The organism is Mesorhizobium sp. M7A.F.Ca.US.006.04.2.1, assembly GCF_004022915.1.
Taxonomy (GTDB): Bacteria; Pseudomonadota; Alphaproteobacteria; order Rhizobiales; family Rhizobiaceae; genus Mesorhizobium; species Mesorhizobium ciceri.
Map to the genome: position 1 here is coordinate 1 of NZ_RZQA01000058.1, position 13932 is coordinate 13932.

13 protein-coding genes are annotated in these 13932 nt (G+C 62.9%); 1 reads left to right on the forward strand and 12 read right to left on the reverse strand.

Features of this window, described 5'->3' with window-relative positions; all coding sequences use genetic code 11:
• The 11 genes from EN925_RS05390 to EN925_RS05440 all read right to left on the reverse strand — a co-directional run.
• A partial coding sequence (locus EN925_RS05390; protein ID WP_128336392.1) for an aldose 1-epimerase family protein occupies window positions 1-1144 on the reverse strand: 1144 nt, incomplete at its 3' end.
• A 16-nt stretch (window positions 1145-1160) separates the two neighbouring features.
• Complete coding sequence (locus tag EN925_RS05395; RefSeq protein WP_024501560.1) at window positions 1161-1943, reverse strand: ATP-binding cassette domain-containing protein; 783 nt, start codon at window positions 1941-1943, stop codon at window positions 1161-1163.
• Window positions 1940-2920, reverse strand: a complete 981-nt coding sequence (locus EN925_RS05400) for an ABC transporter permease (protein WP_245465132.1) — start codon at window positions 2918-2920, stop codon at window positions 1940-1942. The genes EN925_RS05395 and EN925_RS05400 overlap by 4 nt, the downstream gene beginning before the upstream one ends.
• An 82-nt stretch (window positions 2921-3002) precedes the next feature.
• Window positions 3003-3947: a substrate-binding domain-containing protein gene (locus tag EN925_RS05405; protein WP_127369090.1), complete on the reverse strand. Its 945-nt coding sequence runs from the start codon at window positions 3945-3947 to the stop codon at window positions 3003-3005.
• Between the two features lie 64 nt (window positions 3948-4011).
• Window positions 4012-4926: a sugar phosphate isomerase/epimerase gene (locus tag EN925_RS05410; protein ID WP_013530826.1), complete on the reverse strand. Its 915-nt coding sequence runs from the start codon at window positions 4924-4926 to the stop codon at window positions 4012-4014.
• A 55-nt stretch (window positions 4927-4981) separates the two neighbouring features.
• Window positions 4982-6067: a Gfo/Idh/MocA family oxidoreductase gene (locus EN925_RS05415; RefSeq protein ID WP_127369091.1), complete on the reverse strand. Its 1086-nt coding sequence runs from the start codon at window positions 6065-6067 to the stop codon at window positions 4982-4984.
• Between the two features lie 35 nt (window positions 6068-6102).
• Window positions 6103-7164, reverse strand: coding sequence for an ABC transporter ATP-binding protein (locus EN925_RS05420; RefSeq protein ID WP_127369092.1), 1062 nt, complete (start codon window positions 7162-7164; stop codon window positions 6103-6105).
• Between the two features lies 1 nt (window position 7165).
• Entirely contained in the window at window positions 7166-8257 is a 1092-nt protein-coding gene (locus EN925_RS05425; RefSeq protein ID WP_127369093.1) for an ABC transporter ATP-binding protein, read from the reverse strand.
• Window positions 8254-9213, reverse strand: coding sequence for a sugar ABC transporter permease (locus EN925_RS05430; protein WP_127369094.1), 960 nt, complete (start codon window positions 9211-9213; stop codon window positions 8254-8256). The genes EN925_RS05425 and EN925_RS05430 overlap by 4 nt, the downstream gene beginning before the upstream one ends.
• The gene (locus EN925_RS05435) at window positions 9210-10070 is read right to left on the reverse strand and encodes a carbohydrate ABC transporter permease (RefSeq protein WP_024501565.1); all 861 of its coding nucleotides are present in this window, start codon (window positions 10068-10070) and stop codon (window positions 9210-9212) included. The genes EN925_RS05430 and EN925_RS05435 overlap by 4 nt, the downstream gene beginning before the upstream one ends.
• Before the next feature lie 81 nt (window positions 10071-10151).
• Window positions 10152-11765 (reverse strand): extracellular solute-binding protein, encoded by a 1614-nt coding sequence (locus EN925_RS05440; RefSeq protein ID WP_127370032.1) that lies wholly within the window; start codon window positions 11763-11765, stop codon window positions 10152-10154.
• 336 nt (window positions 11766-12101) lie between these two features.
• Between EN925_RS05440 and EN925_RS05445 the strand changes: the two genes are divergently transcribed.
• Window positions 12102-13130 carry a LacI family DNA-binding transcriptional regulator gene (locus EN925_RS05445; protein WP_024501567.1) on the forward strand — a complete coding sequence of 343 codons (1029 nt, stop codon included), beginning with the start codon at window positions 12102-12104 and terminating at the stop codon, window positions 13128-13130.
• Between the two features lie 57 nt (window positions 13131-13187).
• On the opposite strand, the gene EN925_RS05450 is transcribed toward EN925_RS05445, so the two are convergent.
• Window positions 13188-13932: aliphatic sulfonate ABC transporter substrate-binding protein (locus tag EN925_RS05450; protein WP_128336393.1), on the reverse strand; the 745-nt coding region annotated here is incomplete at its 5' end.

The window sequence follows — 13932 nt, forward strand, 5'->3', positions numbered from 1 at the left end:
GCACAGGATAATCCTGTTGCGGCTGCCTGGCGATCGACGCGATCTTTGCTTCGGCCTCGGCGATCGCGCCGGCGCCGTCGAGCACCCGGAACACTGCGTCGTAAGAACGGCTTTCACTATGCTCCAGCCAGATCATCTCGCCCCGCTCGCGCGCCGCGAGATTGCCGAGCACATGATGCGTCGAGGGTTCGATGCCCAGCGCATACTGCCCCGCCTGAAAATTCTGCCATTGATATGCGCAAGGCAGCTGGTCCTTGCGCGTCACCACTTCGAAGCCGAGCCCGAGCTGATCGTTGACCACTGCCACCGGCACCTCGCCATTGGCGTCCGCCGCCATCTCGTGCTGCCAGACCTGCTCGCTGAAACCCGATTGCGGCGCCGGCATCGTGCGGTAACCCACCTTCTGCGCCTGGTAGCGCTCGCCGGCATGGCCAGCCCAGACGACGTCGCGGATCGGCGCCAGATAGCGCGAACCCTCGTCGAGCAAGGGATGGCTGACATTGACGTGGTAAAAATACATGTGCGGCGTGCGGTTGAAACCGTGGTTGACGACGCGATCCGACAGCCGGATCTCGTTGCCGCCGACATCGGCCTCGATACGCCGGATCAGATGCAGATCCTCGCCGAACACTGCCGATTGCTGCACGGTGCCTTCGGCCCACAGCACGCAGCGGTCGCCGTCCCAGGTCTCGCCATAACCGGTCAGCCGCGCCGGAATGGTGCCGACGCGGCCATGCAGCGAATGGATCACGGTCTTCCTGCCCGGGTAGTTGTAGCTATCGGCCGGCACTTCTTCCCGGCCCAATATGTGGTCGAGGCCGCAGGTGACAAGCAGCCCTGAAAACGAACGCGCCCAAGCGAGCCCCCCTTCCCCCTCATAATCGTGCAGGCCGGGGTGGCGAAAACCGCTCGGCGAATGCCAGCCGATCGCCTGGCCCTTGAAGTCGCAGTCAGCGATGTCGAGCGCCCGGTCGACCAGTGCCGTGAAGCGCAGGCCCGAGCCGGTGCGGAACTCCAGCATGCGGATGCCGCGTTCCACCCCGTCGCCAAGCGTCATCAGCCGCACGCCGGCAAATTGCGACAGCATGCCCGAACGTTCCGACACCTGCCGGCGCGAAAGCGTCTTGCCGTAAAGTTCTACCATGTGACGGCCAACTTCTTCACTTCGCTCTCGTCTCTTTCAGCAGGGCCGACATGTCGGCGCCGGTGATGATGCTTTCCACGGTCAGGAGATCGGTATCGGCAACCGTCTGCTCGGCGACGATCTCGCCGCGGCGCATGACGATGATGCGGTCGGCGACCTGGAACACGTGATGGATGTTGTGGGTGATCAAGAGCACGGAATGACCGGCGTCACGCACCTCCTTGACGAAGCGCAGCACGCCATGGGTTTCCTCGACACCGAGATTGTTGGTCGGTTCGTCGAGGATGATGACCTTGGCAGCGAACTGCATGGCGCGAGAAATCGCGATCGACTGCCGCTCGCCACCCGATAGCGTCGAGACCAGCGCATCGGCGTCGAGTTTTTTCGAGATGCCGACGCGCTTCAACAGCGCCGACGCCGCGTCTCGCAATTTGGCGAAATCGAGCGGCGCGAACACGCCCAGCCATTTCAGCTTGACCGGCTCGCGCCCAAGGAAAAGATTGCGCGCGATGCTGAGATCCGGCGCCAGAGACGTATCCTGGTGGATGGTCTCGATGCCGAGGTCCATCGCGTCGCGTGTCGAACGGATCGAAACCTTTTCACCGCGCACATAGATGTCGCCACGGTCGATCGGAAACACACCGGAAATCGCCTTGATCAGCGTCGATTTGCCGGCGCCGTTGTCGCCGAGCAGGGCCACCACCTCGCCTTCCTTGAGGGCAAAGGACGCATTCTTCAGCGCGCGGACGCTGCCGAAGGATTTTTGCAGATTCTGCAGCCGGAGAACTTCCATCGTCAGCCCCTTGCGGCGTTCTTCTGCAGCAAAGCGTGCAGGATGAGCATGGCGAGGATGATCAGGCCGACGAAGATATTGTAGGCGAGGCCCGGCACGCCGATCAGCACGATGCCGTTGCGGATCGCGCGCAGCATCAGCGCACCGACGATGGTGCCGAGGATCGTGCCGCGTCCGCCGGTCAGCGCCGTGCCGCCGACCACCACCATGGCGATCACTTCGAGTTCGTAGCCGGTGCCGGCCACCGGTGAAGCGGCCGAAATGCGGAAGGCGCTGATCATGCCGGCCAGCCCCGCCAGAACCGAAGTCAGGATGAACAGCCACACCTTGACGGCGTCCGCCGGCACGCCACGCGCCACCGCCGCGTTGCGGTTCGACCCGATGGCGCTGATCCAGTTGCCGAGCTTGGCATAGCGCAGCACATAGATTGCCAGCAGCGAGAGACCGATGAACCACCACAGCGAGGTGTAGAACCGGAACGAGCCGACATTGAAGCTGCCGGCCAGCAGCGTCACGAAAAAACCCGGCTGGTCCCAGGATTTCAGCGGAAAGCCCTGTGTGATGTAGAGCGCTGCCCCACGCACCACGAGCAGCATCGAAAGCGTGACCAGGAAGGACGAAATGCCGATCTTGGTGACGATCAGCCCGTTGATGGCGCCGATGGCGATGCACAGCAGAAGCCCGGCCAGAAGGGCGGCACCTATATCCACGCCGCCGTTCTGCACCAGGAGCATGACGACGACCGGGGCCAGCCCGAACACGGCGCCGACCGACAGGTCGAACTCGCCCGCCGTCAACAGCAGCGTCATGCCGAGCGCGATGATGCCGAGCTCGGGCAGGAACGCCATCATGTTGGAGATGTTGAGCGGCGACAGGAAATTGGCATCGGCAATGGCGAACACCGCGAGCAGGACAATGAGGATGACGAGCGAGGAGAATTGCGGCGAGCGTATAAGGCTCGATCTGCGTTTCCCGACAGGCATTTCGTCTTCTGCGGCGATCATCATGACTGCTTGAACCATGCTTTGAAGAGACGCCCGCGGCTTGCGCCGCGGGCACCGGTTTTCACTTCGTGTCGTAGAGTTTCAGGATCGGTTCGACGCTCGAGGCGTCGTAGAGGCTGAACGTATGGATGTCGTAGCCGATCGGCTCACCCGAAGCGGCGAGCCCGAGCAGCGCCACCGGCATGAAGCCCTGCGCAGACGGGAACTGCCAGGCGGCCGCGTTGACGAAACCGGATTTGACGGCTTCCGCGGTTTCCTTGGAATTGCCCCAGCCGACGACCGGGATCTTGCCGGCCGGCACGCCGGCGCCGTCGAACACCCGCTTGACGCTGGCCGCGACGGAATCGCCAAGCGCGATGATCGCCGGCGGATTGTTGGCCACCATGTAGTCGGTCATCTTGGCAATGATGCCGGCCGGGTCGGTGCCGCAATCGACCACATCATATTTGATCCCCAACGGATCGAAGACGCTGGCGATGCCTTCGGTCTCCAGCTGCTGATAGCTGGCGCCAGGCACTTCCACCGGCAGGAACACCTTGTCGCCCTGCTTCACCATCTTGTGGTCAACAAGATACTTGGCCCAGATGACGCCCGCCTCCTTGAGATCGGCACCGACATAGGCCTGCCGTCCGGTCGCCGGGTCGTCTGTGTTGAAGAACACGATCGGGATGCCGGCTGCCTTGGCCGCCTTCACCTCTTCCGTCCACAAGCCCGGCTGGGCCGACGTGGTGGCGATGCCGTCGGGCTTGGCCGCAAGCGCGGAATTGAAGGCCTCCTTCTGCGCCGCCATGTCGGCGCCGCTGAATGAGATCTTGCACGTCACCTTGAGCTGATCGCAGGCTTTGGTCGCGCCGGCATTCCAGTCCAGCCAGAACGCATCCGACGGACCGCCATGCGACAGCAGGTAGAACGTCTTCTGGCCATCCTGCGCCATTGCCGGCGCGCTCAATGAGACACCGGCGAGCAGCGTTGCGGCAGCCGCCAGTTTCAATGCGAATTTCAACATTTTTTCTCCTCCCTTACTTTGGAACCGAACCGCGCCGCCGCGAACCAGCGGCGCGAGAAGGCCGTCACAGACCGTTGGCGCGGAACTTCCCGTCGAGGAATTTCTTGGCGCGCGGCACGTCGTCTTCCGAGAGATGCTCGATGATCACCGGGATGTTCGGATGCTTTTCCGCCAGCCGCTGGAGATAGAGGTCGTAGTTCAGCGAACCGAGGCCCGGTGCCGGCAACTCGATCTCACCGACGCCACGGAATGTATGGCTCTCCAGCGCGTCCTCGTCGCCGATATCGGCGTGCTTCTCGGACTTGTCGCCGCCCGAACGCTTGACGTCCTTGGCGTGAGCTATTCTGATCTTGTCGGTCAGCGTGTCGAACACCTGGTTCAGGATCTGGTCCATCCTGTCGATGTTATGCGTCTCGAAATAATTGGTCGGGTCCATCAGCAGACCGAGGCCGGGGTGATCGACCTGCGCGAACATCTTGACCGTCTCCTCGACCGAGCCGACGACGTTGTTGACATAGGTTTCGAGCAGGAAGACCGCGCCGTGGTCATAGGCCGTCTGGGCAAGGTCGGCGACCACTTTGCGGCATTCCTCGAACCCTTCCTCGGTCTTGTTCTTGGGGTGATGCACCCAGTCGGATTCTGTGTTGTAGGTGCCGGTTTCCGAGATCACATACGGGCTGCCGAAATGGCGGGCGTTGCGGATGATCTCTTTGAGGTAGCCGACGCGCTTGTCGCGCTCGGCCTTGTCCGGGTGGATGATATTTGTGTAGCCGGAAATGCAGCACACCGGCAGGTGATGATCGCGGAAGACGTCGCGCACCTTCTTGGCCTTGTCCTTGGTGATCTGCCCGGCCGACAGGTCGACATCCTTGAAGTGGAGGTCGAGTTGCACCGTGTTGAAATCGAGCCCGCGGATTTTCTTCGCCGTCTCTTCGAGGCCGTACGGGAAATAGCCCGTGAAAATACCTGCCTGCATCATGGTGTGAATTCCTCCCTGTAAGCGATTCAGTTGTCTGGTGTTTCAGCTGCGGTGATCAGGTAGCGATTTCGGAAAGCTTGACCATGCGGGCCTCGTCGATCGAGCGGTAGCCCGCCTCGACCAGCGCCATGGTCTTGACGTTGTCGGCGACCGACAGCGCCGGCGGCGTGCCGGTCTTCACCGCGTGCTGGAGCTGCTCCATCACACCGATAAAGGCATGCGGGAACCACATCGTGTCCCAGCTCGGGCTGACCCATTCGCCGCCGGTCGTCTCGGTCGAAGCGTAAGTCAGCGTCGAGGCAGCGCCCGTCGGCCAGCCGATGGTGCCCTTCGCGACCCCCTTGCTGCCGTCGACGCGCCAGTTGATGTGCTGGTCGTCCTTGTAGCCATCCTGGCGCGGACCGGACCAGACATCCTCCAGCGACACGGCAAGCACGCCGGACGGGAAGCGCAGCGTCGACACGGTGATGCCGTCGGAGTGGTCGAATGTCGTGCGCGGGTCTTTGCGTGTCAGCGTGGTGATCTCGTCGGGATCGCCGAACAGGAAGCGCAGCACGTCGAGATGATGCACGCTCATATTGGCGAGCGTCAGCCGGTCATAATCCTCGAGAAAGCTCTGCCAGTGCGGGATGGCGTGCATGTCGATCTGGGCGAAGACGATGTCGCCCAGCGCGCCGCTGTCGATGATCTGCTTCAAGACGCGCATCGACTGGTCGTAGCGCATGTTCTGATTGACCGAGAGGATCTTGCCGGCCTTGGCCGCCTCGTCACGCAGCTTGACCGCTTCGTCGACCGACAAGGCCAACGGCTTCTGCGCCAGGATCGCCTTGATGTGCTTCTGCTTCAGCGCGTGACGGATCAGCGCCGGCTGCAGGTCGGGCGGGAAAGCAAGGTCGATGATCTCGACATTTTCGTCCTCGATCAGTTTTTCCGGTGTGTCGTGGACGGTCGGAATGCCCCAGCGCGTCGCCACCTTCTCGGCGCTGGCCCTGGTGCGCGAGGCGATTGCCACCACCGGGAACCCGGCTTCCTTGTAGGCGGCGAGATGGCACTCGGCCATGATCATGCCTGCGCCGACACAGCCGATCTTGTATTCCTTCGTGCGGACCTTCACGTCCGGCTCGAAGCCTTTGCTTGCCATCTCTTCCTCCCGAAACTCTTTCCTTGCGGCGGCCGTCATCGTGCCAACGCCCCGCCGCTCTGTTCGAAATAATGCACTCTGGCCGGCTCGCAGGATATCGCCACCATGGCATCCGGCCGGATGTCGGGCTGGCCGCGCAGCAACGCCTTCAGCCGCGCCTGCCCGGCAGCGAGCGTCACCACGGTGTAGCCGCCAAGCGGCTCGACCTCGAACACTCGCGCCGGGCGGCCCGGGCCCCCATCCGCCCACGGTCTGACCTTGATGTCTTCCGGCCTCAGGCCGATCTCCACGGCGTCGGCGGGCGCTGTCTTGTCTTCGATGCGGATCGTGCCTTCAGCCGCTTCGACACCGCCCTCGCCGCGCGCCGATCTGAGGATGTTCATCATCGGCGAACCAAGCAGCCTTGCCACATAGGTGCTGGCCGGGCGGTCGTAAATCTCTGCCGGCGTACCGATCTGCCTGATCTTGCCGTCCTCCAGGATGGCGATGCGGTCGGCGACCGACATCGCTTCTTCCTGGTCGTGCGTGACGTAGATCAGCGTCTTGCCGAGTTCGCGCTGGATGCGCTTCAGCTCGACGCGCGTTTCTTCGCGCAGCCTGGCGTCGAGCGCCGAGATCGGATCGTCCATCAGATAGGCATTGGGATCGCGCACCAGAGCCCGGGCGATCGCCACGCGCTGCCGCTCCCCGCCCGAAAGCTGTCCCGGCGGCTTGTGCAGGATATGGCCGATATGCAGCTTCGCCGCGACGTCGGTGACCCGCCGCTTGATCTCGGCCTCGGCGACCCGGCGTTCGACCAGGGGAAAGCGGACATTTTCGAGCGCGCTCATATGCGGAAACAGCGCCAGGTTCTGGAACACCATAGCCACGTTGCGCTCGGCCGGCGACATCGCGTTGACCGGCCTGCCTCCGATCAGGATTTCGCCGGTGTCAGGTGTCTCCAACCCGAGCACCAGGCGCAGGATGGTCGACTTGCCCGACAGCGGCGGACCGAAGAAGCAGAAGAACTCATTGTCGTTGACGGTGAACGAGGCGTCGTCGACGGCGAGTGTATTGCCGTAGCGTTTGGTCACATTACGGAAGACGATATCGGCCATCTCAACCTGCCTTCATCGCAAGGCCGGTAGCGGCGTCGAAGACGCGCACCGACGACGTAGTGGGAGCGATGACAGCGGTGTCGCCGATAGCCAGCCCGACATCATTGTCGAACACCGTTTTCACAGCCGCCTCGCCCTGGCCGAGATGAACGATGGTGCGCGCACCGATCCGTTCGACAAAGGTCACCGGCATTGCGAGGCCCTGCCCATTCTGCACCAACGTCGCCTGTTCAGGCCGGAATCCGTAAAGCACCTCGCCGCGTGCACCACGCATGGCCGCTGCGAGTTCGCCCGGCAGCGGCGGCGTGACGCCCAACGGTCCGAGATCGACGACCAGTCCGCGGTCGCTCTCCGCCGGCCTGCCCTTGAGCAGATTCATGCCCGGCGCACCGATAAAGCGGGCGACGAAGACATTGGCTGGATCGTTGTAGACCTCGAGCGGCGTGCCGACCTGCTGCAAAACCCCATGATCCATGACCGCGATGCGGTCGGCCATGGTCATCGCCTCGAGCTGATCGTGGGTGACATACACCATGGTCTGGCGGAACTGCCGCTGCAGCTGCTTCAGTTCGGTGCGCATGACGGCCCGGAAAGCGGCGTCGACATTGGAGAGCGGCTCGTCGAGCAGGAAGATCGCCGGCTCCATGATCGCCGAGCGGCCGATCGCCACCCGTTGCAATATATTGACCGACAGCCTGTCGGCCTTGCGGTCGAGCAGCGGCGAAAGCTGCAGCATCTCGGCGACGGCGCCGACACGGCGATCGATCTCGGCTTTGGCAGCCCCTCGCATTTTTGGTCCATAGGCAAGGTTCTGGCGCACCGTCATATGCGTGAAGATGGCGTAGTTCTGGAACACGAAGCCGACGCCACGCCGGCCCATCGGCACGCCGGCCATGTCGCGCTCGCCAAACAGGATCTTGCCGCCGGTCGGTTCTTCCATGCCGGCGATCATGTTCATCGTCGTCGACTTGCCGCAGCCCGACGGGCCGAGCAGCGCCATGAACTCGCCATCTGATATTGCCAGGTCCATGGTCTTCAGCGCGGTGAAGTCGCCGAATTTCTTGACCAGGTTTTGCAGGTGGATGGCGCTCATGCCGGTACCACGCGTGCACGCGCCATGCGCTTCATGGCAAACACCGCGACGATCGACAGCACGACCAAAATGGCCAGCGCGATCGCCGCCACATAGCCCCAGATCAGGTCCTGCGTGGTGAGCTTGTAGATGTAGACCGAGATGGTTTCGGTAGCGACGCCTGGACCGCCGCCGGTCATGATGTAGAGCGTGTCGAAGATCTTGAAGTTCTCGATCACCCGGATCGCCAACGCGATGATGATGATCGTCTTCATCTTCGGCAGCACGATGGTGACGAAGCGCTGCCACGGATTGGCGCCGAGCAGCGTCGCCGCCTTGATCTGGTCCTCCGGCACGCCGACCAGGCCGGCAAGCAGGATAAGGAACATCAGCGGCGTCCATTGCCAAATGTCGGCGACCATCACCGCAATCAGCGCCAGAGTCGGATCCGACAGCCAGGCGATGGTGACGGGAGATCCGGTGAGCGCCGACAAGATGTCGTTCACCGGGCCGCCCGACTGGAACAGCATGAAGAACATGTAGCCGGCCACGGCAGGCACCACCATCATCGGCATCAGCAGGATCGAATAGAAGACGCGCTTGCCCGGGAAATCGTCGGCAAACAGTGTCGCCAGCGCCAGCCCAAGCAGGAATTCCGCCGGCACGCAGACGATCATGACGATGGCCGTACGCTTCAGCGCGCTCCAGAAGCGCGCGTCGGCGGCGAGATCGGTGTAGTTGGCAAAGCTGTTCCACATCGACCAGGCGTTCCACCAGCCGGTGCCCGACAGGGGCGACCAGTCGGTGACGCTGATGTAGAGCTGCATCAACAGCGGGAAGGCCGAGATGAACAGCACCAGGATCTGCGCAGGCAATGTCAGCCGGAAACCCAGCCTTGCGCCCTCATCGCGCGAAACCGGCTTTGCTCCGACGGCTTTCACCTCATCCTTGGAAGTCATGACAGTCACCGCGCTCATTGCTTGAGCGCCCCGAATGTCAACCCGCGCACCAGATGGCGTTGGATGGCGATGCCCATGATGACCGGCGGCACGGCCGCGATCAGGCCAAGCGCCGCCTTGGCGCCATAGAGCTGCCCGGTCATCGAGGAGGATAGCGAGGCCATGTAGACCGGGATGGTCACCCATTCGCGCGTCGTCAGAAGCAGCGCGATCAGATAGTCCGACCAGTTGAGGATGAAGACGAAGAGCGCGGCACTGGCCAGCGGCGCGCGCATCATCGGCAGCGTGATGCGGGTGAAGACGCGCAGCCGCGAACAGCCCTCGACAAGCGCTGCCTCCTCGATCTCGCGCGGCATGTCGTCGAAGAAGGTCTTCATCAGCCAGAAGGCGAACGGCAAGGTGACGATGCCGTAGATCAGCGCCAGGCCCCACCAGCTGTCGGTGAAGTTGAGGAAAGCCCACATGATCATCACCGGGATCATGACCGCCATCGGGGGAAAAATCCTGAGCTGGATCAGCGCCAGCGGCAGGTTCTGGCCGGAGCCGAAACGCGACAGCCCATAAGCCGCGGCAGTGCCCGCCGACATGGCGATCACCGTGCCGAAAACCGCCGACAGCAGCGATGCGAGGATCGGCTTCAGCGCGGTACGGTCGAGCGCGACGATCAAATTGTTGGTTGACTCGCCGAAGACGAAACGAAAATTGCTGAGCGTCGGGTTCTTCGGCCACCAGGTCAGGTCGGCGCCGGTCGCCGACCATTCGGCGATCGGCTTGAACGCCATCGATACCATCCACAGGATCGGCACCAGCGTCACCGCCATGGCCGCGAAGATCGCGGCATAGCGGAATATCAGGAAAGGAACGGAACGCTTCATCTGGCGGCTTTGCTGGTGGCGTTGTGGGCGGAGGGGAAAAGCAGGCTCCTCCCCTCCTTCGATGTGATCCAGGGAGATGGATCAGACGATCGGGTCGAGAACTGTCGGCCAGGCCTCCTTGTTGGTCTTGATGGCTTCGAGCAGTTTGTCCTCGCCGGTGCGCCGCACGATCTTCTTCCACTCCGCCTCCGTATCGGCCATCGCCTGCTCCGATGTCTTGGCCTTGGTCAGCGCCGCCATGAGGTTCTCGTCGAGCGCATTGTGGAAGGCTGTCGCGCCGGGATAGTTGATGGTCGGCACGGTGCGCGCCACCGTCTCGCGCACAACGTCCATGTGGTAGGCATGATAGGTCTGGCGCACCAGCGGATCGGAGAAGTCCGAAAGCCGGAACGGGTCCAGATAACCGCCGGGGTTGGCACTCATCCAGGCGTAGATACGGGCCGAGCCCAGCCATTGCAGCAGGAGATAGGCAACCTCCTGGTTCTTCGACTGCGACGAGACCATGCCGGTCAGCGAGAACCACAGCACGGAGCGGCTGATCAGCTTGCCGTCGATCTCGCGGCCTGGCGGCAGCATCGAGCCGATCTTGCCGGTGACGGCCGAATCCTTGTTGCCGGCATTGTCGAGGAATTTCGGCAGGTTGGAGAAGGCGCAGGTCATCGCCGCACCACCCTTGGCGAAGTTGCCGTATTGCTCCGGCCAGCCCCAGGAGATCGCATCCGGCGAATGATGTGCGAGCGAAGCGACATATTCGTTGGTGGCGGCAATGCCTTGCTCGGAATTGATCATCGGCTTGCCGTCATCGCCAAACAGGAATTGGTTGGGCGAAGCCATCGAGACATAGCGCTGGTACCAGTTGGTGTAGCCCCAACCCTGGTTGCGCAGGTCGGTCGAGCCGAACAGGCCCTTGTCCGGTCGCTGGAAGAAGGCGGCGATGTCGCCATGCTGCTTCCAGGTCTTCGGCGGCGCCAGATCGTAGCCGTATTTGTCCTTGAAGGCCTTCTTCTCGGCTTCGTCGCCGAACAAATCGGTGCGGTAGACCCAGGTCTGGAAGTCGCCGTCCAGCGACACGCCATAGTTGGAGCCGCGGTATTTGTTGAGCAGCGACACGCCCTTGGCGCCGTTGACATAGCCGCTGACGGGATCGTCCCATTCGGGCTTGTGCTGCGCGACAAAGTCATCGAGCTTGGCGATGCCGCCGGTTTCGGCGAGGTCGCCGAGGCGGTTCCATTCGGTCGAATAGATGTCGTAGGCCCCACCCTTGGTGGAGATGTCCTGCATCGTCTTGGTGAATTCCTGGCCGTTCGGCAAACCGATGATTTCGATCGCGATGCCGGTTTCCTTTTCCCACAGCTCCTTGATCGACGGCGCACCGGCCGGGAACGGCTGCGTGAGCTGGCCGATCGAGCCGTCGGACAGGCCGAGCACGATCTTGGCCGGCGCCTTGCCGGCGCCCTTCAGCGCCTTGGCCGCCTCGATGGCGCGGCTTTCCGGCGTGTCGGCGCCATACTGGTAGCGCTCGGCTCCATCGAAGCCCGTCGGGCCGCCGATCATGCCTGGCGCCAGCGCGTCGGCCGCATAGGCGCGGCCGGGACGAATGAATTGAGGTGCGATACCAGCGGCGGCCATGATCACAGCCGCCTTTCCTCCGGATGCCAGCAGCCGGCGCCGCGAGATGCGGATCAAGTCAGACATTGAAACTCCTCCCTCAGGGCCACGTTTCCTCCACGGCCCTTATGAGGGATATTGACGGCAGCACGGCAAGGCTGTCAACATCATAAATAATCAAAACACCTCACAACATCGCAATAGGGCAAGGAAATGCACAAAAACGGGATCCATGCATCATGCCGGGTGCTTCAGTTTGAGGGCACACGACCCTTCCCGGCCCTGCGCAGCCCTGCCGGACCATTTGATTTAGCGCGGCGGCTTGCGCATAGGCTAAGGGCGGATACATCATTTCCCATCAGAATCGCCGATGGCGGGGAAGCCGTCACCAGCCGATCTGACGCATGCAGGAGATGAAAGACGGTGCGTTCCACCCTGACTGACATAGCCCGGGAAGCCGGCGTCTCGGCCGCCACCGTCGACCGCGTGCTCAACAACCGACCCGGCGTGCGGGCGCGCACGCGCGAAATCGTGCTCGAAATGGCGCAGCGCCTCGGCTACATCGCCGAAGGCCCGAACGGCGCGCCGCCACGGCCCTCGCCTGGCGAGGTCATCCGACTCGACTTCGCGCTGCCGGCCGGCACCAATTCCTTCATCAAGATGCTGCACCGGCACATCGAGGCACAGGCTCTGGCGCGGCCCGACCTCGATGTCCATATCGCCACCATCGAGGGCTTCAATCCTGACCGGCTCGCCCGCCTGCTGCAGGACCTGCGCGGACAGACGCAAGGCGTCGGCGTTATAGCGCTCGACCATCCGACGGTGCGCGAAGCGATCCGATCCCTGTCGGCCAACGATATCAAGGTGGTGACCATCGCCTCCGACATCCTGCATGTGCCCAGGGTCGCCTATATCGGCATCGACAACCGCGCCGCCGGGCGGCTGGCCGGCTATCTGCTCAACCGCTTCATGGGATCGGGGCATCCGGGCAAGGTGGCGCTGTTCGCCGGCTCGCTGTCCTATCGCGGCCACGAAGAACGCGAGATGGGGTTCCGCCACGTCCTGACCGAGGAATCACCCAACCTGCAGATCGTCGAGATGCGCGAAATGCTCGACGACCGCGAGAAGGCCTATTCGGAGGCATCGGCCCTGCTGGAACGGCACCCCGACCTTGCCGCGATCTACAATGTCGGCGCCGGCAACACCGGCATCGCCCGCGCGCTCAAGGAGCACGGCCGCGCCCAGTCCATGGTCTTCCTCGGCCACGAGGTGACGGACGGCACCAAAGACCTTCTGCTCGACGGCACGCTCGACGCGGTCATCGACCAGAACCCGCGCGTCGAAGCCCGCGAAGCGCTCAACACTTTGACCCATGCGGTCCGGGGATTGCCCTATGAACTGCACCAGCCAAGGCTGCAGGTGATCTTCAAGGAGAACATCCCTGAGATTTGACGGACCAGACGAACGGGGCAGCGCAGTAACGCGCCCGCCCCGCTCGATGCTTCCAGTCTATTGGACGGCAGCGACTTCAGCCGCGGCGCCATCGACAAAGCTCTTGTCGACCCATTTGCCGTAGTCGATCGAGCCCTTCAGGAGCCCGGCGCTGGCCATGAATTTCTCCTCGCCCTGCAAGGCGGCGATCGCGTCGTCGGTGAGTTTCGGATCCTGGTGGAACACCCCGTCGGCATAGGTCTTGCGGACGGATTTTTCCGACGACTTGGTCGCCTCCACAAACGTCTTGATCGTCTCGTCCGGATGAGCGTCGGCCCAACGCGAAATCTCGATGTCGATCTTCAGCAGCCGCTTGACCAGATCGGGATATTTCGCCGCGAAGGCGCCGTTGACCGAGATGACGTTCGGCACGTTCCATTCCGGATGGGTGCTGGTGTCGAACAGCACCCGCGCCTCGCCGGTGTCGACCAGCTTGGCCGCCGTCGAATCCGTCTCGACAATGGCGTCGATATCGCCGCGCAGCAGCGCCGGGCCGGATGCCTCGAAAGGCAGGTTCAGACCTTCGACGTCATTGGTGGTCAGGCCGACGCTGTTCAGTGCCTTGCTGAAGTTCGAATGCCGCACCGTTCCGGTGAGATAGGCGACCTTCTTGCCCCTGAGATCCTGCAGCGTCTTCAACGGCGAGTCGGTTTTGACGACGATGTAGGAACCGCCGGCCTTCACATAGCTCGACAGGCCGATCAGCTTGACGTCGGCGCCGGACGCAGCAACGCGCAGCGCCGGATTGTTGCCGGTATAGGTG

Coding starts and splice junctions, on each gene's coding strand:
- EN925_RS05400 (WP_245465132.1), bottom strand. CDS start 2,920: ATGCCTGTCGGGAAACGCAGATCGAGCCTTATACGCTCGCCGCAATTC.
- EN925_RS05405 (WP_127369090.1), bottom strand. CDS start 3,947: ATGTTGAAATTCGCATTGAAACTGGCGGCTGCCGCAACGCTGCTCGCC.
- EN925_RS05410 (WP_013530826.1), bottom strand. CDS start 4,926: ATGATGCAGGCAGGTATTTTCACGGGCTATTTCCCGTACGGCCTCGAA.
- EN925_RS05415 (WP_127369091.1), bottom strand. CDS start 6,067: ATGGCAAGCAAAGGCTTCGAGCCGGACGTGAAGGTCCGCACGAAGGAA.
- EN925_RS05420 (WP_127369092.1), bottom strand. CDS start 7,164: ATGGCCGATATCGTCTTCCGTAATGTGACCAAACGCTACGGCAATACA.
- EN925_RS05425 (WP_127369093.1), bottom strand. CDS start 8,257: ATGAGCGCCATCCACCTGCAAAACCTGGTCAAGAAATTCGGCGACTTC.
- EN925_RS05430 (WP_127369094.1), bottom strand. CDS start 9,213: ATGAGCGCGGTGACTGTCATGACTTCCAAGGATGAGGTGAAAGCCGTC.
- EN925_RS05435 (WP_024501565.1), bottom strand. CDS start 10,070: ATGAAGCGTTCCGTTCCTTTCCTGATATTCCGCTATGCCGCGATCTTC.
- EN925_RS05440 (WP_127370032.1), bottom strand. CDS start 11,765: ATGTCTGACTTGATCCGCATCTCGCGGCGCCGGCTGCTGGCATCCGGA.